Genomic DNA, 19,885 nt, shown 5'->3' on the forward strand with positions numbered 1-19,885 from the left:
CATGGCCACGCCCGCTCCCCTCTCCGCCCTCCTGCGCTCGACGGCGTTCGGAACCCTGGCCCGCGCGGTCCTGACCCTGCCCTACTGGTGGAGCGGGATCGCCAAGCTGACCGACCTGCACGGCGCCCTGGCCGAGGCCGCCCACTTCGGCCTCAAGCCGGCCTGGCTGGTCGTGGCCGCCACCGTGCTGGTGCAGCTGGGCGGCTCGATCGCGCTGATCCTGGGCCAGGCCGGCTGGCTGGCGGCCGGCGCCCTGGGCGTCTTCACCGCCTTCGCCACCCTGATCGCCCACCCCTACTGGACGGTCGCCGATCCGGTGGAGCGCTTCCACGCGCTCAACACCTTCCTTGAGCACATCGGCCTGATCGGCGGCTTCATGCTGGCGGCGATCCTGGTCGAGCGGGAGAAGCGGGCATGAGCGCGCCGTCTCCCTCCCTGAGCGCGGCCACTGGCATCGGCATGGCCCTGGTCGGCGGCTATGTCGACGTGGTCGGCTTCGTCCTGCTGTTCGGCCTGTTCGTGAACCACGCCACCGGCAACCTCGTCATGCTGGGCGTCTCCTTGGCCGGCGGCGGCCAAGGCATAGCGACCAAGCTGCTGTCCCTGCCGGTGTTCATCGCCGCGGCGGCCGCGACCTATGTCCTGATCTGCCGACGCCGGGCGCACGGCCAGGCCAGCGAGGCGGCGGTGCTGCTGCTGCAGGCGGCCATGCTGCTGGTCTTCATGCTGCTGACCGTCGCGGCCCTGCCGGCCGACAACGCCGACCAGCCGGCGGTGATGCTGGCGGGCCTGGTGGGCGTCTGCGCCATGGCCGTGCAGAACGTCGGTGCGCGGGTGGTGTTCAGCCACCTCGCCCCGACCACCATCATGACCGGCAACGTCACCCAGATCGCCATCGACCTGGTCGACCTGCTAACCTCGAAGAACGGCCTGGATGAAGCCTTGCGCGCCCGGATCGTCAAGACCTGGCCGCCGGTCGGCGCCTTCGCGGTCGGCGCGATCGGCGGGGCGGTCGGCGTGATCCTGGCCGGCCCCTGGAGCCTGCTTCCGGCGGCTGTGGTGGTCGCGATCCTGGGCGGCCTCTACGCCCGCGCGCCGCGCCCGGTGCAAGCATGAGGGCGGCGGCTCTGGCGGCGGCCCTGCTGACCGGCCCTCTCGCCACTGGGGCGGCCCAGGCGGCCGAGCCGCCAGCGTTCAAGCTGGTCCGATCCGACGAGGACTATGGCTACCTGAAGTCCGCGCCGAACCTGACCGGTCTCGACCCACTGCGCTACATCCCGCTGGGCCAGGAAGCCTATCTGTCGCTCGGCGGCGAGGCGCGCGTCCGGGTCGACACGATCGACGCTCCGCGCTTCGGCGTCGGCGGCGCCGAAGCCGACACCTTCGAACTCTTCCGGGGCCTGGTCAGCGCCGACCTGCATCTGAACTCCGCCATCCGGGTCTATGGCGAGCTTGGCCTGCATCGCGACCTCGACAAGCGCGAGGCGCCGGCCATCACTGACCGCGACGGACTGGACGCCCAGGTGCTGTTCGTCGACCTCACGCCCGCCGAGCACTGGCGCCTGCGCCTGGGCCGCCAGGAGCTGAGCTTCAACCCCACCCAGCGCTTCCTCTCGGTGCGCGAGGGACCCAACATCCGCCAGAGCTTCGACGGTGGGCGGCTGACCTATGCCGGCAAGGGATTGAAGGTCGACGCCTTCTACACCCACCCGATCGCGATCGAACCCGGCGCCTTCAACGACAGCTACAACGCCAGTCAGGTCTTCTGGGGCGTCTACGCCACCGCGCCGGTAGGCAAGAGCGCCAGCCTGGACGTCTACAGCCTGAACCTCGACCGCGACCGCGTCCGCTTCGCGACCGTCACCGGCGACGAACGCCGCCGCAGTGTCGGCGCCCGGCTGGCGGGCAGGACCGGCGCGATCGACTACGAGGTCGAGGGCATGGCCCAGCGGGGCCGCTTCGCCGGCCAGGACATCCGCGCCTGGGGCGGCTCGGCCGGCGCGGGCTACACCTTCGCCGCGCCCTGGAAGCCGCGCCTCTCCGTACGCCGCGACATCGGGTCCGGCGACGACGATCCGGCCGACGGCAAGCTGAAGACCTTCAACCCGCTGTTCCCCAAGGGGGCCTATTTCAGCGAGGCGGGGCTGGTCGCCTGGAGCAATCTCTCGGCCTGGCGGATCGCCCTGGGCGCAGCGCCCACCAAGTCGGTCTCGGTCGAGGTCAGCCACACCGGTCGCCGCCGGCAGGCCGGCCGCGACGCCATCTACCTGCAGCCGCTGGCGGTGCTGTCGGGCGGCGGCGCCTCGACCGCCAAGGCGGTCAGCGAGGACTGGCAGGCCGACCTCGGCTGGCAGGTCACCCGCAACGTCAAGCTCTCGCTGGAGGCCGTCCATGCCGAAGCCGGCGCGGCGGTGAAGGCGGCCGGCGGACACGACGTCGACTTCGGCATGGCCATCGTCCAGTTCCGCTTCTAGGCCCGAAGGCCGGGGCCCTCTTCCGTCTGTCCGCCGACCGGCTTTTTCGGGCGTCGACGCTTGGGCGTTCCGGCCGGATTGCCCCAGAAGGTCACCACCGCCAGCGACCCCAGCAGGGCCAGAGTCAGGCCCGAGACGGTCATCACCAGTCGATAGGCCAGCCCGCCGACCTTGGCTGCGTGCAGCGGGAAGTCGGCATTGGCGATGCGCGAGCCCAGCGGCAGGGCCTGGGCGTCGCGGCTGGCGACCATCGCGCCGGTGGCCGGGTCGAACCAGGCCATCGAGCGGCCGTTCGGCAGCCACTCCGCCCGGTGACGCAGGCGGATCGCGACCAGCCCGCCCTTCTTCTGGGGCAAGGCGATGGTCCGCACCTCCGCGTCGGGGAAGCGGGCCTGGGCGGCGCCGATGATCTTGGCCCAGTCGAGATCCTTGGCCAGCTTGCCGCCCTTGATCTTCGGCGCCGCCGAGGCCTTTTCCATCACCGCCGGCGGGGTGAACGGCGCGCGCAGGGCGTTGGAGAACCACTTCAGGTTCATCGCCGCGCCCGTTGTCAGCGACAGGATCAAAAGCGGAGCGATCAAGGCTCCAAGGTCGCGGTGATGATGGACGATCGCCGCCCGCTTCATCATCCGAGGCCACGGGCGGAGATGGAACATCCGCCGTGTCGGCCACCACAGGATCAGGCCGGTGACCACGAAGCCCAGGCCCGCCAGGCCGGCGATCCCGCCGATGACCTCGCCCGTGTCGCCGTTGAACAGGTGGTGGTGGAAGTCGAAGATCCACACCTCCGGCCGCGACCAGTTGGAGGTCCAGGCCTGGACGATGTCGCCGTCCTGGTCGGCGTAGGCGGCCTTCTGCTCGGTCTTGTAGGCCAGCTTGTGCAGACCCATCCGCTCCGTCGCCAGCACGATCGAGCGTGGGCGATCCTCGGCGGCGAAGACCTTGGTCGCCATCGCCCCCAGGGTCGCCGCGTCCTGCCGCTGGGCGTCGGCGGCGTGGGGCACGGTGGCGCGCAGGTAGGCGTCCTCGTGCACCAGCAACACGCCGGTGAAGCCCAGGAGCGCCAGCAGGAGACCGATCAGGCCGCCCGTCCAGCGGTGCAGCAGGCGCAGGGTTGTCATCAGAAGCGCGTTTCCCAACCCAGCGTCGCGGTGCGGCCACGGCCGGCGTAGAACTTGTCCTTGGCCGGCAAGGTCGTGTCCGAATTGTACGAGATGTACTGCGTGTTGAAGAGGTTCTGGACGCCCAGCGACACGGCCCCGACCGGCAGCCGGTAGCGTACGAAGGCGTCGGCGACCGTGTAGCCGTCGAAGTCGTCCTTCACCAGGGCCGCTTGCATGTCGCGCTTGATGTACTTCTGGACCTGCACGCGCAGGGCCCAGTTGCCCGTCTGGTAGTCAGCCGCGACGTTCAGGCGATCGGGCGAGATGTTGGCGCCGTCCAGGTCGGTGTCGACCTTGCCGTCGGCATTGGTGTCGGTCTCGCCGCGCAGGCGGGCATAGCCGGTGGAGACATCCAGACCCTGGATCGGGGTGCGGGCCTTCACATTGACCTCCAGACCTTCGATCTCCACACCCTGGCGTCGGACGTCGAAAATGCCGCCGGCGTTCTTGACCAAAAGTTGGCCCAGCTTCGACTTCGACCAGAAATAGGCGACGCTGGCGTCGAACGGGCCGCGCTTCAGCTCGGCCCCGACCTCGCGGTTATTGGACACGATCGGTTCGATCGACAGGTAGGTGTCGACGTCGACATTGGCGACATTGATGCCGCGCAGAATGCGGCCAACGTCCGGCACGGTGTAGCCCTCGGCATAGCTGCCATAGAGGCGCACACCTTTCACGGGTTCGAACACGGCGCCGCCGTTCAGCAGGGTGGCGCTGAATTCGGGCTCGCCGCCGCCCACCTTGCGCGAGCCGTAGGAGGCCAGGGTGGTGAAGTCGTCGACCTTCAGCTGAACGTTCTCGAAGCGTACGCCGCCGGCCAGGCGCAGCTTGCCGTCCAGCAGGGCGTAGTTGCCCTGGATGAACGGCGCCAGGCTCTCGAACTTGGTCGGCGGCACCCAGGCGCGGCCCGTGTCGATCAGGAGTTGCGCCGTGGTGTCGGTCAGGGCGTCGAGGCCGGCCGTGGCGGTCAGGCCTTCGATCCCTGGTACGGCGCGCTCGTAGCTGATCCGCGCGCCCAGCTTGCGCGAGCGGTTCGACGACTGGTCGAACAGGGTGTTGTTCGGGGCGATGCTGACGTCCTGGAACGTGACGTTCACGTCGCCGCCGAAGGTGTCGCGCGAGCGATTGAAGAACAGCTGGGCGTTCAGCACGCCGCCATAGAGGTCGTCATTGACCAGGGCCGCCGACAGGGTCTCGACGCGGTTGGCCGCCGGCTTGCCGGGCTGGACGCCGCGATAGGCCGTGGTCGGCAGGCGGGTCAGGCGATTGCCGTCGGTCGGCGCGACGGCCGTCCCCGTGACGGTCACATAGTCGCCGTCGCCCTTCAGCTCGAAGCGGTTGCCGACGATGTCCAGGCGCGTGCTGGGCGAGATTTGCCAACCCAGGCGGCCAAACAGCGACAAGGTCCGCGAGTCCTGGACGTCGCCTTGGGCGTTGTCCATGCCGATGCGGCGGCCGTTGGCGTCGTAGAAGGCGCCGCGGGTCTCGTAGGCGACGCCAGCGGTGGCGTCGAACGCCCCTCCGCGCCAGCCGACCAGGCCGGCGACCTTCCCGCCCAGCGTGTCGCCCAGGTCATGGCCGGCCGAGGCCTGGACCAGAGCCCGGCCCGAGATGCCATCCTGCTTGGGCGGACCGACGGTGACCTGGTTCACGACGCCGCCGGTGGCGCCGATGCCCTGCAGCGCATTGGAGCCGTAGATCAGCTCGACGCGGTCGATGAAGAACGGGTCGATGGTGTAGCCGTCGCGCGAGCCGTCGCGGATCGGCGTCGACTGCGGGATGCCGTTGATGGCGTAGAGCGGCGAGCGGCCGCGCAAGGTTTCCCCGCCCCCGACAGCTTCTGGCGGGTGGGTGAGAACGACGGCGACAGGGTCGAGACGGCGTCGACGATCGAGCCGCTGATCGCGACCTGCTGGCTCAGCGTCGCCTGGTCGATCACATCGACGGTCAGCGGCAGCGCGCTGGCGGGCAGGATGGTGCGGGCGGCGGTGATCACCACCTGGTCCACGTCCGTATCGCGCGCCCCGTCCTGAGCGTGAGCCGCCGTCATGGCCAGCAGGCTGAGTGTGGAAAGCAGCGCGCCACGCAAGCCGGCGCGCGAAAAGTGAAGTCGCATGGTCATCCCCGTCGAAGTGACGGGCTATGGCCTAATTGCGATTGACTTGCAATATCGTGCAAGCACAGTGGGAGCGCCGCGTCCGACGGGGGAGGAGGAGTCGGACGCGGCGCGCGAAGCTCGCGGATCCCGCCGCCGCCGGAGGGGCCGGCGGCGGATTGGGCGTCAGCCTTGGCCGCATGGGGGGATGGGCCAGGCTTCTCGGGATCGGCGCTTCGGAAGCCGCTTGCCGGGGATCGGTCGCGGCCTCGAGAGACATCCTGCTCGCGCCGGCCGCCCCCGCCTATAATATCTACGCATGGGGCCTATCTTGGGCCGGTCGCCCCTAACCCATACCTTAGTATCATGGTGCGCGAGGGCGGAGACGCGCAGGTCTTGGTCGAGTGCAGTACCGGCGCGCCGACGGGCGGGCCGACAGTGAAGAGGACACGCCTTGGGTCACGGTCAGACCATCTCAGTGATCGACGACGACGGCGAGGTTCGGGCCAGCCTGCAGAACTTCCTTCGCTCGGCGGGGATGGCCGTGCGCAGCTTTGCGGGCGCGCGCGAGTTCCTCGACGACACCGGACCCAGCGACTGCGTGATCACCGACCTGCACATGCCCGACATGGATGGCCTGGCCCTGCTGGACGCCCTGGCCGCGCGGGGCGCGACGCCCCCGGTAATCGTCATGACCGCCTTCCCGACCGAAGCCGCCCGAGCGCGCGCAGAGGCGTTCGGCGTTGTCGAGTTCTTGACCAAACCCGTTGATCCGGACGTGTTGTTCGAGGCCATCGAGGCGGCCCTCCGCAAGATCTGATGTCTTGAGCGCCCTTGGGGAGGAGGCGAGCATGAAGAACACCGACACCAACAAGCCGCTGGTCTGCGTGATCGACGATGACGCCGAGGTGCGCGGGTCGCTGGACGCCCTGCTGCGCTCGGCCGACTTCCGTGTGGGGACGTTCGCCAGTCCCGATGAATTCATGGCGTGCGACGAGGCCGACTCCGCCGCCTGCCTGATCCTGGACGTGCGCCTCAAGAACGCCGACGGCCTGGAGTTCCAGCAGGCCCTGCTGGAGGCCGACGCCCGCGTGCCGGTCATCTTGATCACTGGCCACGGCGACATCCCCATGACCGTGCGCGGCATGAAGGCCGGCGCGGTGGACTTCCTGGCCAAGCCCTTCGTCGACGACGCCCTGCTGACCGCCGTCAGCGAGGCGGTGAAGCGCGACCAGGAACGCCGCGCCCGGGAACACACCGACGACAGCCTCAAGGCCCTCTATGCCAGCCTGACCCCGCGCGAGCGCGACGTCATGGGCCTGGTCACGGCCGGACTGATGAACAAGCAGATCGCGGCCAAGCTGGCGCTCAGCGAAGTGACCGTGAAGATCCATCGCGGCAACCTGATGCGGAAGATGCGGGCGCCCTCGCTGGCCGACCTAGTCCGCATGGCCGAGACTCTGGGCGTGCGCGACAGCGGCGCCGCACGATATGGTCACGCCTAGCCCCTCAGGGCGCACATCGGGAAAGCTGCATGGCGGGCTCTGAGCCTCGGCGGAACGTCAATCGCTGGCTGATCGGGGTGGCGGGCCTGACCGCCGCCGGCATCTTCGCGGCCGACCTGCTCACCGCCCTGCAAGGCGCGGTGGCGGTGCTCTACATCGCCGTGGTGCTGCTGGTCGCCCAGACGGGCGGACGGCGCCTGGTCGTTTCGTCCGGCGTCATCGCCGCGCTGCTGACCATCATCGCCTTCGTGGCCAACCATCGCTCGGGACCACTGGACGGCGCGGCTGTCCGGTTCGGCGTCAGCCTGGTGGCGATCATCGCCACGACCCTGTTGTCGCTGCGAGACTGGTCGGCCCGCCTGACCCTGGCCGAGCAGGCGCGGATGCTGGAGCTGACCCACGACACGGTCATCATCCGCGATTCCCAGGATCGCATCGTCTATTGGAACGACGGCGCCGAGGCGCTGTACGGCTTCGCCCGCAAGGAGGCGGTCGGGGCGTTCGGCAATCAGCTCCTGAACTGCCAGTTCCCCGCTGCGGTCGTGACCGAGGCCCTGGAACGCGAGGGCCAGTGGTCCGGCCAGGTCGTCCGCACGCGGCGCGACGGCTCGCGCCTTGTCCTGGCCAGCCGCTGGCTGCTGCGCCGTGATCCCGACGGCCGGCCTGTCGGCATCATCGAGACCAGCGCGGACCTGACCGAGCAGCGCCGCGTCGAGGCAGAGCGCGAGATGTCCGAGCAGCGCTATCGCGCCATGTTCAACGCCGCCGGCTTCGCGGCCTGGGAGTCGGACTGGTCGGCCGTGCGTCGTCGCCTGCTGGAAACTTCCCCCGACCTGACGCAGCTGGCCCAGCGCCTGCCCGACGACCCGAACGCGGTTCGGGAGGCGGCGAGCCTGGCCAATATCCGCGATCTGAACCAGGCGGCGCTGGATCTGTTCGAGGCGGCCAGCGCCGAGGGGGTAATCGGCGGCAGCCTGATCAGCAGCTATCCGGAGGAAGCCCAGCACGCCCTGCACGACATCTTCTGCGCCCTCGCCGAGGGGGCGACCATGGCCGAGAGCGAGACCCGGCTGACCACGCGCACCGGCCGTCCGATCGACGTGGTGCTGCGGATCACCCTGGTCGAGGGCGGCGAGCCCTGGTCGCGCGTCTTGGTCATGGCTTTCGACGTCACCGAGCGCAACGCGGCCCGCGCCAGGCTGGAGCACGCCTCGGCCGAGCTGGCCCACGCCGGCCGGGTCTCGATCCTGGGCCAGCTGGCCGCCTCGATCGCCCACGAGGTCAACCAGCCCCTGGCGGCGATCATCAATTACGGCAAGTCGGCCAAGCGCTGGTTGAACCGCGACGCGCCCGAGGTGGCCGAGGCCCAGACCTGCCTCGACCACATCCTGAGCAACAGCGGCCGGGCCGCCGATATCATCGCCGGCGTCCGCAACCTGTCGCGCAAGTCCGCCGGCCAGGTGGAGCCGGTCGACCTGGCCCAGTTGCTGCGGGAGTCCCTTTCCCTCGTCCAGCGCGAGGCCAAGGCGGCGCGGGCCACGATCCGCAGCGTGATCGCCGACGAGCTGCCCTCGGTGATCGGCGACCGCGTCCAGATCCAGCAGGTAGTGGTCAACCTGCTGATCAACGGCCTTCAGGCCATGCAGGCCTCGCGGCGGCGCGAGCTGGACGTCACCCTCTCCGCCGACGGCGATTTCCTGCGCGTGGCGGTGACCGACAGCGGCCCTGGCATCAGCGGCGAACCCGGACGAATCTTCGAGCCGTTCTTCACCACCAAGCCCGACGGCGTGGGCCTGGGCCTGTCGATCTCGCGCTCGATCATCGAGGGCCTGGGCGGGCGAATTTCAGCGGCCAACAACGTCGGTTCGGGGGCGACCATCGCCTTCACCCTGCCCCGCAGCCCCGCCGCGGCGAATTAAGTCGGCCACCCCATACCTAGGGGTGAATTCCTTCTCCGACGAGGGGCGCCAGACTGCTTGCACGGTCGGAAGCGCAACGCTGTCCGATCTCGCCACACAGTCTGGAAGGTCCGACGGCCATGCACATTTCCACGACCCCGCCCCCGCTCACCGACGCCATGGTCCTGGCGAACTTCATCCTGACGCCGGAGATCGCCGACCGGCTCGATGCCCGCCTGCGCGACGAGCTGGCCGAGCGCGCCCGCCGGGTGCTGCAACAGGCGCCGCCGGTCCGGACCGCGCCGCACATTGGGGGCCTCGCCCCCTGGCAAGCCCTGCGGATCAAGGCGGAGATCGAGGCGCGCTGCGGCGAGTCCCTGCGGGTCTCCGACCTGGCCGCGCGCGTGGGCCTGAGCACCAGCCACTTCTCGCGGGCCTTCAAGATCAGCTTCGGCGCGTGCGCCGGCGACTATCTGCGCGCCCGCCGGGTCGAGCGGGCCCAGCGCCTGATGCTGGAAGGCCGCCTTGGCCTGGCCGAGATCGCCCTGCAATGCGGCTTCTCCGACCAGGCCCACTTCTCGCGGGTGTTCTCTGCGACGGTCGGCATGCCGCCGCACCGCTGGCGCCGGACCCTGGCCCTCGCCGCCTAGGCCTGCCGGCTGAAGTCGCGACCAGACAAGACCGACCATGATCGCAGCCTCCGATCTCCGCGCCCTCGTCATGGCGCCCGACACCGCCTTCGGCCACGCGGCCGGCAAGGCTTTGTCGCTGCTCGGCTTCGACCAGAAGCCAGCCGGCGAGCTGTCGCTGCTGGTTCTGCCGGCCTGGACCGGCGACAGCCTGTCTGAGAGCCGCGCTTTCGTCGCCGAGATCCTGAAAGCCACCGGGGATCTCGCGCCCGCCTTGGCCCGCTCCGGGCGCGGCGTGATCATCCATCCGCTCTCGCTGAGCGCCCTGGCGCCGTTCGGCGACGAGAACGACGCGGCCCACCGCGCGGCCCTGGCGGCGGCACAGCTGAACCGGGCCTGGTTCGCACCGCTTGGCGTGCGGGTCGCGCAGCTCTTCATCGACAGGCTGGACATGACGAGCAACCGCGCCGACCGCTCAGCGCAGATTGATCCGGATGGTGTCGACATCGGCCTGCGCCACGTGCTGGCCGGCGCTGACCAAGCCTTCCGCGACCCGGCCGCATTGGCCGTCTGGCAAGCGGTCAACGGCGACTGGTGACGGCGAACACCAAGATTCGCGTCGGCGCGGCCGGGTCGAAATTGTCGTCGGACATCAGCACCAGGGTCCGATGGCCCTCGCGCGATGGCCCCCAGGCCATGGCCTCGAGATTGCTGGTCGGGACGTTCGCGAGGCGATCGAAGTTGACCACTAGCCGCTTGATCAGTGGCCGGACGGTATCGTCCAGCCGCTCGCGGCCGGCCACGTCCCGCGCCCCCCGCACGTCCACGACATAGAGCCGGCAGTGATAGGCAAAGCGCCCTTTGGCGTCCTCGACGCCGGACCGCTCCAGCACCAGCAGGCGGTTGGCGTCGAGCGCCAGGATCTCGCTGATCCCGTTGTCGCCGCGCCTGGCGGGCGCGGCCTGGATCGGGTCGAGGCGGTAGGCGTATTGGGCCGCGACCTTGCCCTGGCGATCCAGCCGGGTGATCCGCGTCAGGCCGCCGCCGCCGACCGTGCTGACCGGTCCGTCCTGAACGAGCGGCGCCTCCATCGAGAGCCACAGCCAACGCCCGTCCGGCGAGAAACTCAGCCCCTCCAAGGTCAGGTTCGGCCGCGCGCCGTGGCTGAAGCGGAACGGTGTCGGGATCGCCTCCTTGGCCGCGCCCGCACGGTCCATGCGCCGCACGGCCGGATCGAAGCCGCGAGCGGAGTCACCCTCGGTGGTCCACAGCAGGTCGCCGCCCAGCGGATCGATCCGCAGCGCCTCGGCGTCCGCCCGTTCGCCCGCCGCGCTGGCGGTCGACGGGAAGGTCGAGCCGTCCTCGCGGCGCAGCGGGACCTGGCGCGTGACGGTCAGCCCCTGGGCGTCCAGCCGCCCGACGAAGATCCTCGCCGGGGCCTTGTCCGAGCGGTCGTCGGAGATCATCAGCCACGCGCCCGAGCGTCGGTCGTAGTCGACCCCGGAGATCCCGCCGAACGGCGCGCCGTCGACGGCCAGGCCTTGAGGGACTTCGAAGCTCGCCAGCAACTTCAGCGCCAGGGCGAGGCCGAGCAGCGCGCTCACGTAAGGACACGCACGCTGTCGCGCGAGATCAGCTCGACATTGAACACCACCCGCCGGCGCGGCTCGCCCCGGGCGCTCATCCGGCGGATCAGGGCCTCGACGGCGGCGGCGGCCATGTCCTCCACCGGCATGTCGATCGTGGTCAGGGCCGGCGTGTGCAGCTGGGCCCAGGGGATGTCGTCGAAGCCCACGACCGAGACGTCGTCCGGCACGACCAGGCCCATGCTCCGGATGTGGCGCATGGCCCCGATGGCGATCAGGTCGGCGCCGGTGATCACCGCCGTGGCCGTGCGGCTCTCCAGCGCCTTGGCGACCTCGGGCTCCAGGTCCAGCGAATAGGCGTTGTGGACGTGCCAGACGAGGTTGCCCCGCTCGCGCACCGCGCTGATCGCCGCCTCGGCCCGCTGGCGGGCGCTGGAGGCGGCGTGCGGGCCGGAGATCACCCCGATGTTCACATGGCCCGCCGCCAGCAGGTGCTCGGCCGCCAGCCGCCCGCCGTCGGCATAGTCAGCCTGGATGACGTCGTAGCCCGGCAGGTTGCGGTCGAGCACGACGGTGGGCACGCCCTCGATCAACTTGCCGACCGGGCCATCGTCGGCGATCGGAAACCAGATCACCCCGTCGACTCCATGGTCGATCATCAGGTTCACGGCCCGCTCCTCGGCCTCGGCCGAGCCTTCGGTGTCCGTGAGAAAGACGCTGTAGCCGTGAGCCCGCGCGGCCTGGATCACCACCTGGGCCAGGCTGGGGAAGAACGGGTTGGTCAGGTCCGGCAGGATCAGGCCGATGGCGCCGGTCTTGCCGGTCTTCATGGCCTTGGCGCTCTGGTTGGGCCGATAGCCCAGCTCGGCCGCGACCTTCAGGATATGCTCTCGCGTCGCCTCGCCCACCGAGCCCGCGCCATTGATCGCGTAGGACGCGCTGGCCAGCGACACGCCGGCGGCCTTGGCGACCTCTTTCAAGGTGGCGCGGCGCGGTAAGTCTTCGCTCTTGGCCATGCGGGGTTTCCGGCGGGAGATAGCCAGGACGTGAAACCTTTCATGGCCGGCGTCAAGAAATGGGTCAAGGATCGGGGCGGGTCTGATGACCCGCCCCTTCCGCAGGCGCTTAACAAGGGGAGAAAACGCCCGCGAAATCCTGCCTAGAACCGCGCTTTCACCGAGAAGGTGTAGGTGCGCGGCGCGCCGACGAAGTAGCGGTCCAGGGTGCGGTTGTTCGGCGTGGCGGCGGTGTAGCCGAACTCCGGCTGGGTGGCCGTCGAGCCGCTGACCGCGCCGATGTATTCCTTGTCGAACAGGTTATCGACGTTGAACTGGAAGCGCAGGTCCGGAACCCCGGCCCGCTTCAGGTCATAGGTCGCCGTCAGCCCGACCAAGGTGTAGGCGTCCAGCATCTCGACCCCCAGCTCCTGGAAGGTGGTCGGGGCGACGATGTGGCCGCCGACGCGCTTGCCGACATAGCGAACATTAGCGTCGATCTTCAGCCCGGCCAGCGGCTTCCAGCCCACCTGGCCGTAGACGCTGTCCTTGGGGATATCGCGCACGCCGGCCCCGCCGATCACGGCGACGGCGGCCAGGGCGGCCCGCGCGGCGCTGCCGACAGCCGGGTTGTCGTGCTTGGCGTCCTGGCGCGAATACGAGCCATAGAGGTCGACCACGCCGAAGTCGTAGTAGCCGGTCAGCTCGACGCCCTTGGTCTTGATCCCGGCGATGTTGACGGCCTTGGTCGCGACATTGCCGCGCACGACTTCCTGCGGATCCAGAGTCGCGGTCGGGTCGCGCGGCACGATGCCGACATTGTTCTTCAGCGCGACGTCATAGGCCTGGATCGAGAAGGCCATGTTCGGCTTCACGTAGCGCAGGCCCAGGTCGACATTCTCGGTCGAGACCGGGGTCAGGTCCTTGGGATTGATCACCGCCGTCGAGCCCAGGAAGGCGTCCTCCGGGATGCCGGCGAAGTTCTTGGCATAGCCGCCGAACAGCTCCCAGGCGTCGGCCACCTTGTAGGTCGCGCCGAGCTTGGGATTGAGGTCCGAATGCTGCGAGAACTTGACGTTGGCCTTGTACTCCAGCGGCGACTTGGCGTCGTACTTGACGTTGTACCAGGTGACGCCGAGGTCGACCTTCAGCCGGTCGTCGAAGGCCCGCAGTTCGTCCTGGGCGTAGAGCATGGTGGTCTCGACCGACGCACTGCGCTCGTACTCGACATAGTTCAGCTTGCCGCGGTCGTAGGCGATGCTCTGGGCCGAGTTGAGGATAGGGTAGAAGTTCCGCTTCTCCGTGGAGTCGCCGCCTTCCCACCAGCCGCCAAAGCGCAGGGCGTGGGCGCCGAACCGGGCCTTCAGCTCGCCGGTCACGCCATAGCGGTCACGGTCGCGGGGCGTCACCCGCATGTCGGCCGGACCGCCGACGACATTGCTGTTGCGGATCGTAGTCAGGGTCGGCCGCACAGCCCCGCCATTGGCGTTGTAGCTGGTCACGGCGCGCGGATCGCCGCCCGTCAGGACCCGCTGGCGGTCCTGGTAGCGGAAGGATTCGCCCTTCAGGTTCTGGTAGTATGGATTGACGTCCAGGCTGATCGCGTCGCTCAACACTACGTGGCTGTTGGCATAGGCCAGCCAGTCCTTGCGCCAACCACCCAGCGCGCCGCCGAAGTCGATGTCCTTGGCCGGTATGCCGGTGACGGCGTCCAGCGCCCGATCGCTGCGCGGCGCGGTATCGAATTCGCCCTTGGTGACGATATTGAAGTCGTTGTCGGTCTGGTCGTTGTACGAGACGCGAGCCTTCACGAACGAGCCGTTGTCGAAGTCCTTCACGACCTTCAGCTCGTAGTGGTCACGCTCAGAGCCCCGGCTGGCGCGTCCGGCCCAGACGTCGTTTTCCTGGTGCGAATAGGTGAAGTAGCCCGAAAGGCCGGGCGCGATCTCGCCGCTGTCGATGCGGGCGTAGATGCGGCGGAAGTCGAACGAGCCGAGGCCGGCCTCGACCGTCGCGCCGAAGTCCTTGCGCGGAGCGTCGGTGACGAAGTCGATGAAGCCGCCCAGGGCGAAGCGCGACGGCGCGCCGATGTCGCCTGCGCTCTGCGAGACGGTGATCCGGCCGATGTTGCTGCTTTCGATGAAGCGCTGCGGCGGCGAGCCGCCGTTGAAGCGGCTGTCGCCCGTAGGGATGCCGTCCAGGGTCAGGCCGACCTGCTCGTCGCTGAGGCCGCGCATATAGATCTCGAACGAGAAGCTGCCGCCGCGGCTGTCGCCGGTCGACACCTGCACGCCCGGAACCTTGACCAAGGCCTGGGTGATCTCGGCGCCCAGCGGACGCTCCTGGATATCCTCGGCGCCGATCGTGAACGTGGCGCGGGCCAGGCCCGAACCGAAGCGCTCGGCGGTGACCACCACCTCGTCGACGGTCTCAGGCGCCGGAGCGGTCTGCTGGGCCATGGCGGGCGCGGCCATGACCAGGCACAGCGCGCTCGAAGCCAGCCAGATGGACGTCTTCATGTTCAAGCCCCCTTCAGGCGACCCGCCCTCGGCGGCGTCGATACGATTTAGTGAAACGTTTCATATCCAAGTTCAATGACAATTTCATCACAGGGGGCGGGCATTCGGCGCGTGCTCGATTTGATCACTCACTTTGCAATTGCTGAGAATTTCCGGGCAGGTCTGCGGACTCGGGAGGATAGCGCGCCGAAACAGCTCAGTCGTGCGGCGTGTCAATCCAGCGCTATTTCCTTGAAACGTTTCACTCTATAGAGTCACACCACCGCCGTTGGAGGGGACATGCCGGACAACGAAACCGCGCGGGCGCTGCTGGGCGTCGTCGCTTTTCTCGCCATCGGCTGGCTGCTGTCGGAGAACAAGCGCGCCCTGCCTTGGCGGCCTGTGCTGGTGGGCCTGGCCTGCCAGGTCACCCTGGCCCTGCTGCTGACCAAGGTTCCGGCCATCACCGCCGGCTTCGCCGCCGCCACCCACGCGGTTGACGCCTTGCAGGCGGCGTCAAAGGCGGGCTCCAGCTTCATGTTCGGCTATCTGGGCGGCGGTCGCGCGCCCTTCAGCATGGCCGATCCCAGCGCCGCCTTCATCTTCGCCTTCCAGGCCCTGCCGGCCATCCTGCTGGTCGGAGCCCTGTCGGCGTTGTTGTGGCATTGGAAGGTGCTGATCGTCATCGTCCGCGCGGCGGCCTGGGCGTTCGGCAAGCTGTTCGGCGTCAGCGGCCCGGTCGGGGTCTCGACCTCGGCGTGCGTGTTCCTCGGCATGGTCGAGGCGCCGCTGCTGATCAAGCCGTTCCTGCCGCGCCTGACGCGCGCCGAGCTGTTCATCATCATGGTCGACGGCCTGTCGGTGATCGGCGGCTCGATGATGATCGTGCTGGGCTCGCTGATCGCGGCCAAGGTGCCCAACGCCTTCAGCCACCTCTTGATCGCCTCGCTGATCAGCACCCCGATGGCCATCGGCATGGCGCGGCTGATCATTCCCGGCGAAGCCAGCGCGACGAGCGAACCGATCGTCCTGACCAGCCCCTATCGCAGCAGCCTGGAAGCCTTGACCTTCGGCACGCTGGACGCGGTGAAGATGGTGCTGAACATCGCCGGCCTGCTGATCGTCTTCGTGGGCCTGATCGCCCTGATCAATATGGGCCTCGCCGCGTTCCCTCATGCTGGAGCGCCGCTTACGCTCGGCGGGATCCTGGGCTGGCTGCTGACGCCGATCATCTGGCTGACCGGCGCGCCGCTGTCGGATCTCCAGGCCGTCGGCGCGATCCTCGGCACCAAGGTCGCCGCCAACGAGGTGGTGGCCTACAGCGACATGATGGCCCTGCCGCCCGGCGCGCTTAGCGACAAGAGCCTGCTGATCCTGACCTACGCCCTGGGCAGCTTCGGCAATGTCGGCAGCGTGGCGATCCTGATCGGCAGCCTGTCGTCCATGGCCCCCGAGAAGGTCGGCGAGGTCGTCGAGCTGGGCTTCAAGGCCCTGGCGGCGGCGTTCCTGACCACATGCCTGACGGCGACGATCATGGGGATGATCGGGCGCTAGACCGTCACTCCTGCCACCAGGCTGTCAGGAGCAGTGTGGAACGAAGGACTTGTTCAACCTGGAAGGAACAAGGCGATGACCGCGCAGATCGTATTCACCGAAATCCCCGCCTCGGATCCCGAACGGGCGTGCCGGTTTTATGCAACCCTGCTTGGCGGCGAAGTCGTCCGCGAGGATGGCGGTCCCAATCCGATCTGGCTGCTGCCGCACGCCAAGGACGGGCACGCCGCAGGACACATCTATCCGGGGCAACCGGCGACGGACGGCGCCGGCATGACCGCCCATTTCACGGTGAGCGACGCCCTCGGCGACGTCATGGAACGGGTCCGGAAAGGCGGCGGTGAGGTCGTATCGGACGTCATCGACATTCCGGTGGGGTCGTTCTTCTACGCCAAGGATACCGAGGGCAACAGCCTGGGGCTCTTCAAGTATCGCATCTGATCGATCGCCTGAGCGCCAACAGCGCGCCCGCCGCGGCGATCCCCGCCTCGGCGGCCGCGCGGGGCGGATCGCCCGCGATCAAGGCCGCCAAGGTGGCGCCGGCGAAGGTGTCGCCGGCGCCTGTCGCGTCATCGACGGACAGCGGCGCGACCGGCAGGTCGAAGACCTCGCCCGCCTCGACGCGGACGCCGTCGGCTCCGCGCGTCTCGAACAGGATCTGGCCGGTCGGCGCGGGGTGGGTCCGGCCAGCCTCCAGCCAGGCGCGTTCGCCGGCGTTGCAGAACACCACCTCGGCCCGCGTCGTCAGCCGCGCCACCAGCTCGGGCGGGAAACAGACCGGGTCGTCCTTGGCGATCCAGGCCAGGCGCGGACCTTGGAGGTCGAGCAGGCGCGCGGTGATCGCTGGCGGCCCGGCCGCGATCACCAGCCATTCGGCTTGGGCGGCCAGGCGCAGTTGATTCTCGGTGAGCGCGGCGGGTCCCGGCCGCAACAGGCAGCCATAGCTTCCATCAGCGTTGTAGATCAGGAGGCACCGCGTCGACGGCGCATCCGGCGTGACCGCGACGCCGTCCAGCGACCCGCAGGCCGCGCGATAGGCCTCGCCGTCGGCGTCATCGCCGATCCAGGTCAGGGGCGCGGCGGCCACGCCCGCCTTGGCCAGCGCCGCGCTGGCATAGAGCGCCGCGCCGCCCGCGCGCGGCCAGGCGGCCTCGCGCATCAGCCGCGTCCCCCGGCCGGTGAAGTCCCCCTCGACCCGCACCACGTAGTCGATCGTCGCGAACCCCGCGACCGCCACCCGCCTCATCTCGTCACCTTCATTTCAGCGACTTGACTGAAACGTTTCACTAGATAGTTTGCAACGACATTCTGACCTTCGGATCACCTCATGCAGCCGCCAAGTTTCATCGCGTTCACCGGCGTCGACCGCCTCGAATTGCTGCCGGGCCTCAAGGCGCTGTCGGCCCGCTATCCGATTGAGTGGGGCGTGCTGGTCGATCCGGCCCAGGAGGACACCGCCCTCTTCCCGACGGCCGCGATCCGTGACGCCCTGCTGGCCGAGCGCGACCTGCGCTGGGCGGCCCATGTCTGCGGCGACGCGGCCAAGGCGATCGCGGCCGATCCGCTGAGCGCGGCCCCGCCGCCCGCCGGCGTCCAGCGCGTGCAGGTCAATCACAGCTTCAAGGGCAGCACCCCGGCCCAGATCGCCGCCGCCCGCGACTACGGCCGCCGCCTCGGCGTGCGGACGGTGCTGCAGTGCTCGGGCGCCTTCCCGCTGAACCAGACCGGCGTCGACTGGCTGTACGACGTTTCGTTCGGCACGGGCGCGCGGCCCGACCGCTGGCCCGCGCCGCCGCCGGCTGAGGGCCCGTTCTGCGGCTATTCCGGCGGCATCGGCCCCGAGACCGTGACCGAGATCCTGGCCCGCATCGCCGCGCCTGACGGCGCGCTGTACTGGATCGACATGGAGTCGGGCGTGCGCACCGATGGGGCCTTCGACCTGGCCAAGTGCGAAGCCGTCTGCCGCGCGGTCTACGGATGACCACCACGCCGAGGCTGGTGATCCTCGACACCGATCCGGGGGTCGATGACGCCCTGGCCCTGCTCTATCTACGCGCCCGGCTGGACCTGCGGCCTCTGGCGATCACTACAGTGTTCGGCAACGCGGACGTCGAGACCACGACCCGCAACGCCCGGTGGCTGCGCCAGCGCCTGGGCCTTGAAGCGCCCGTCCATCGCGGCGCGGGCGCGCCCTTGGCGCGGCCTCGCGGCGTCTCACCCGTGCATGTCCACGGCGAGAACGGCCTGGGCGACATCGACCTGTCCGGCCCCGTCCTGCCGCCGCCTGATACCGGCGCGGCGCATGAGAAGATCGTCGACCTCGTCCGCGCCCATCCCGACAAGGTGACGATCGTCGCCATCGGCCCGCTGACCAACCTGGCCCTGGCCCTGCGCGCCGCGCCCGACATCGCCGGTCTAGTCGCCGAGATCGTGATCATGGGCGGCGCCTTCGCGCGCGGCAACGTCACCCCGTTCGCCGAGGCCAATATCCACAACGACCCGGAGGCCGCCGCCGAGGTGCTGGCCGCGCCGTGGCCCGTCACCCTGGTCCCGCTGGACGCCACCCTGCCCTGCGTGCTGACCGACGCCACCGCCCGCGACATGGCCCAGACCGGCGAAACCGGCCGCTTCGTCCACGACCTCACCCGAGGATATGCGGCCACCTATGCCCGACACGAGGGGCTGGACGGCTGCGTGCTGCACGACGTCGCCGCCCTGGTCCGCATCACCCGCCCCGAACTGTTCAAGGTTCGGTCGGCGCCGGTCTCGGTGATCCTGGACGGCGAACGCCTGGGCCAGACGGTCTGGTCCGAGCAGGGCCCTATCCGGCAGGTCTGCGTGGATGCCGACGGCCCCGAACTCGCTCGGCATTTCCAACAGACGCTAGCCTAGGTCCGAGCATCCGGTTTAGCTGGCGGGCGCGTCCTCTCGGAGTCGTCCATGCCTTTGCTTGCCCTGCTCGCCGCCCTCGCCCTGTCGCCCGCCGTCGAGGTCCCCGCCCAGCCGGCCCTGACCCAGGCGATCGCGGCCCGGGACACCGCCCTGTTCGACGTGATGTTCGCCGGCTGCGATCCGGCCGCCCTGACAGCCTTGGTCACGGACGACATGGAGTTCTACCACGACAAGGGCGGGCTGATGGCTCACGACGCCTTCATCGCCGACTACGCCAAGAGCTGCGCGGCCAGGCGCGCCCCGGACGCCTGGCGATCGCGCCGCGAACTGGTGGCTGGAACGATGAAGGTCTACGCCATCCCCGGCTTCGGCGCTGTCGAGGAAGGCGCGCACTTCTTCTACGAGCGCAAGGGCGATGGCCCCGAGCGGCTGGCCGGCAAGGCGCGGTTCTCGATCCTGTGGAAGCTGGGCGCCGACGGCCAGTGGCGCATGGCGCGCACCTTCAGCATCGACCACGCCGCCGTTCCATAAAAAAAGGGCCGGCGCTTTCGCACCGGCCACGAGGGGGAGGCAGTTCGAACCTGGCGACAGGGGTA

General features: G+C 69.3%; 20 protein-coding genes. 13 read left to right on the plus strand and 7 right to left on the minus strand.

Features of this window, described 5'->3' with window-relative positions:
• The first annotated feature begins 1 nt into the window (after position 1).
• Genes CSW62_RS18760 through CSW62_RS18770 form a run of 3 tightly spaced genes read left to right on the plus strand, consistent with a single transcriptional unit; the run spans position 2 to position 2,474 of the window.
• Positions 2-418 (plus strand): DoxX family protein, encoded by a 417-nt coding sequence (locus CSW62_RS18760; protein ID WP_099580412.1) that lies wholly within the window; start codon positions 2-4, stop codon positions 416-418.
• Positions 415-1,116, plus strand: coding sequence for a YoaK family protein (locus CSW62_RS18765; RefSeq protein ID WP_099580414.1), 702 nt, complete (start codon positions 415-417; stop codon positions 1,114-1,116). Before CSW62_RS18760 ends, CSW62_RS18765 begins: the two co-directional genes overlap by 4 nt.
• Entirely contained in the window at positions 1,113-2,474 is a 1,362-nt protein-coding gene (locus CSW62_RS18770) for an alginate export family protein (RefSeq protein ID WP_099580416.1), read from the plus strand. The genes CSW62_RS18765 and CSW62_RS18770 overlap by 4 nt, the downstream gene beginning before the upstream one ends.
• Here the strand turns inward: CSW62_RS18770 and CSW62_RS18775 are convergent.
• The 3 genes from CSW62_RS18775 to CSW62_RS27055 are packed head-to-tail and all read right to left on the minus strand — an operon-like array spanning position 2,471 to position 5,753.
• Positions 2,471-3,595, minus strand: a complete 1,125-nt coding sequence (locus CSW62_RS18775; RefSeq protein ID WP_099580418.1) for a PepSY domain-containing protein — start codon at positions 3,593-3,595, stop codon at positions 2,471-2,473. The genes CSW62_RS18770 and CSW62_RS18775 overlap by 4 nt on opposite strands.
• A complete protein-coding gene (locus tag CSW62_RS18780; protein ID WP_233206728.1) occupies positions 3,595-5,454 on the minus strand; it encodes a TonB-dependent receptor in 1,860 nt (619 codons plus the stop codon). The genes CSW62_RS18775 and CSW62_RS18780 overlap by 1 nt, the downstream gene beginning before the upstream one ends.
• Positions 5,337-5,753, minus strand: a complete 417-nt coding sequence (locus CSW62_RS27055; protein WP_233206729.1) for a hypothetical protein — start codon at positions 5,751-5,753, stop codon at positions 5,337-5,339. Before CSW62_RS27055 ends, CSW62_RS18780 begins: the two co-directional genes overlap by 118 nt.
• 433 nt (positions 5,754-6,186) lie before the next feature.
• On the opposite strand from CSW62_RS27055, the gene CSW62_RS18785 reads away from it, so the two are divergent.
• The 5 genes from CSW62_RS18785 (at position 6,187) to CSW62_RS18805 (ending at position 10,362) form a co-directional block, all read left to right on the plus strand.
• Entirely contained in the window at positions 6,187-6,552 is a 366-nt protein-coding gene (locus CSW62_RS18785; protein ID WP_099580420.1) for a response regulator transcription factor, read from the plus strand.
• A 31-nt stretch (positions 6,553-6,583) separates the two neighbouring features.
• A complete protein-coding gene (locus CSW62_RS18790) occupies positions 6,584-7,237 on the plus strand; it encodes a response regulator transcription factor (RefSeq protein WP_099580422.1) in 654 nt (217 codons plus the stop codon).
• Positions 7,238-7,266: 29 nt separating this feature from the next.
• On the plus strand, positions 7,267-9,156 hold the full coding sequence (locus CSW62_RS18795; RefSeq protein ID WP_099580426.1) for an ATP-binding protein: 1,890 nt from the start codon (positions 7,267-7,269) through the stop codon (positions 9,154-9,156).
• A gap of 119 nt (positions 9,157-9,275) precedes the next feature.
• Positions 9,276-9,785: a helix-turn-helix transcriptional regulator gene (locus tag CSW62_RS18800; protein ID WP_099580428.1), complete on the plus strand. Its 510-nt coding sequence runs from the start codon at positions 9,276-9,278 to the stop codon at positions 9,783-9,785.
• Between the two features lie 37 nt (positions 9,786-9,822).
• A complete protein-coding gene (locus CSW62_RS18805; RefSeq protein ID WP_099580430.1) occupies positions 9,823-10,362 on the plus strand; it encodes a hypothetical protein in 540 nt (179 codons plus the stop codon).
• Here the strand turns inward: CSW62_RS18805 and CSW62_RS18810 are convergent.
• The 3 genes from CSW62_RS18810 to CSW62_RS18820 form a co-directional block, all read right to left on the minus strand.
• On the minus strand, positions 10,346-11,368 hold the full coding sequence (locus CSW62_RS18810; RefSeq protein WP_099580432.1) for an esterase-like activity of phytase family protein: 1,023 nt from the start codon (positions 11,366-11,368) through the stop codon (positions 10,346-10,348). The genes CSW62_RS18805 and CSW62_RS18810 overlap by 17 nt on opposite strands.
• Positions 11,365-12,366: a LacI family DNA-binding transcriptional regulator gene (locus tag CSW62_RS18815; RefSeq protein ID WP_099580435.1), complete on the minus strand. Its 1,002-nt coding sequence runs from the start codon at positions 12,364-12,366 to the stop codon at positions 11,365-11,367. The genes CSW62_RS18810 and CSW62_RS18815 overlap by 4 nt, the downstream gene beginning before the upstream one ends.
• A gap of 143 nt (positions 12,367-12,509) precedes the next feature.
• Positions 12,510-14,864, minus strand: coding sequence for a TonB-dependent receptor (locus CSW62_RS18820; protein WP_099580437.1), 2,355 nt, complete (start codon positions 14,862-14,864; stop codon positions 12,510-12,512).
• A gap of 279 nt (positions 14,865-15,143) precedes the next feature.
• Between CSW62_RS18820 and CSW62_RS18825 the strand changes: the two genes are divergently transcribed.
• The gene (locus tag CSW62_RS18825; protein ID WP_099580439.1) at positions 15,144-16,397 is read left to right on the plus strand and encodes a NupC/NupG family nucleoside CNT transporter; all 1,254 of its coding nucleotides are present in this window, start codon (positions 15,144-15,146) and stop codon (positions 16,395-16,397) included.
• Between the two features lie 75 nt (positions 16,398-16,472).
• The gene (locus CSW62_RS18830) at positions 16,473-16,838 is read left to right on the plus strand and encodes a VOC family protein (RefSeq protein WP_099580441.1); all 366 of its coding nucleotides are present in this window, start codon (positions 16,473-16,475) and stop codon (positions 16,836-16,838) included.
• Here CSW62_RS18830 and CSW62_RS18835 read toward each other — a convergent pair.
• Entirely contained in the window at positions 16,822-17,643 is an 822-nt protein-coding gene (locus CSW62_RS18835) for a carbohydrate kinase family protein (protein ID WP_099580443.1), read from the minus strand. The genes CSW62_RS18830 and CSW62_RS18835 overlap by 17 nt on opposite strands.
• Before the next feature lie 81 nt (positions 17,644-17,724).
• Here CSW62_RS18835 and CSW62_RS18840 point away from each other — a divergent pair, with 81 nt between their 5' ends.
• The 3 genes from CSW62_RS18840 to CSW62_RS18850 are packed head-to-tail and all read left to right on the plus strand — an operon-like array spanning position 17,725 to position 19,820.
• A complete protein-coding gene (locus CSW62_RS18840) occupies positions 17,725-18,378 on the plus strand; it encodes a phosphoribosylanthranilate isomerase (RefSeq protein ID WP_099580445.1) in 654 nt (217 codons plus the stop codon).
• A complete protein-coding gene (locus CSW62_RS18845; protein WP_099580447.1) occupies positions 18,375-19,289 on the plus strand; it encodes a nucleoside hydrolase in 915 nt (304 codons plus the stop codon). Before CSW62_RS18840 ends, CSW62_RS18845 begins: the two co-directional genes overlap by 4 nt.
• A gap of 48 nt (positions 19,290-19,337) precedes the next feature.
• Entirely contained in the window at positions 19,338-19,820 is a 483-nt protein-coding gene (locus tag CSW62_RS18850) for a nuclear transport factor 2 family protein (protein WP_099580449.1), read from the plus strand.
• The last annotated feature ends 65 nt before the right edge of the window (positions 19,821-19,885 follow it).

The organism is Caulobacter sp. FWC2, from assembly GCF_002742625.1.
Lineage (GTDB): Bacteria > Pseudomonadota > Alphaproteobacteria > Caulobacterales > Caulobacteraceae > Caulobacter.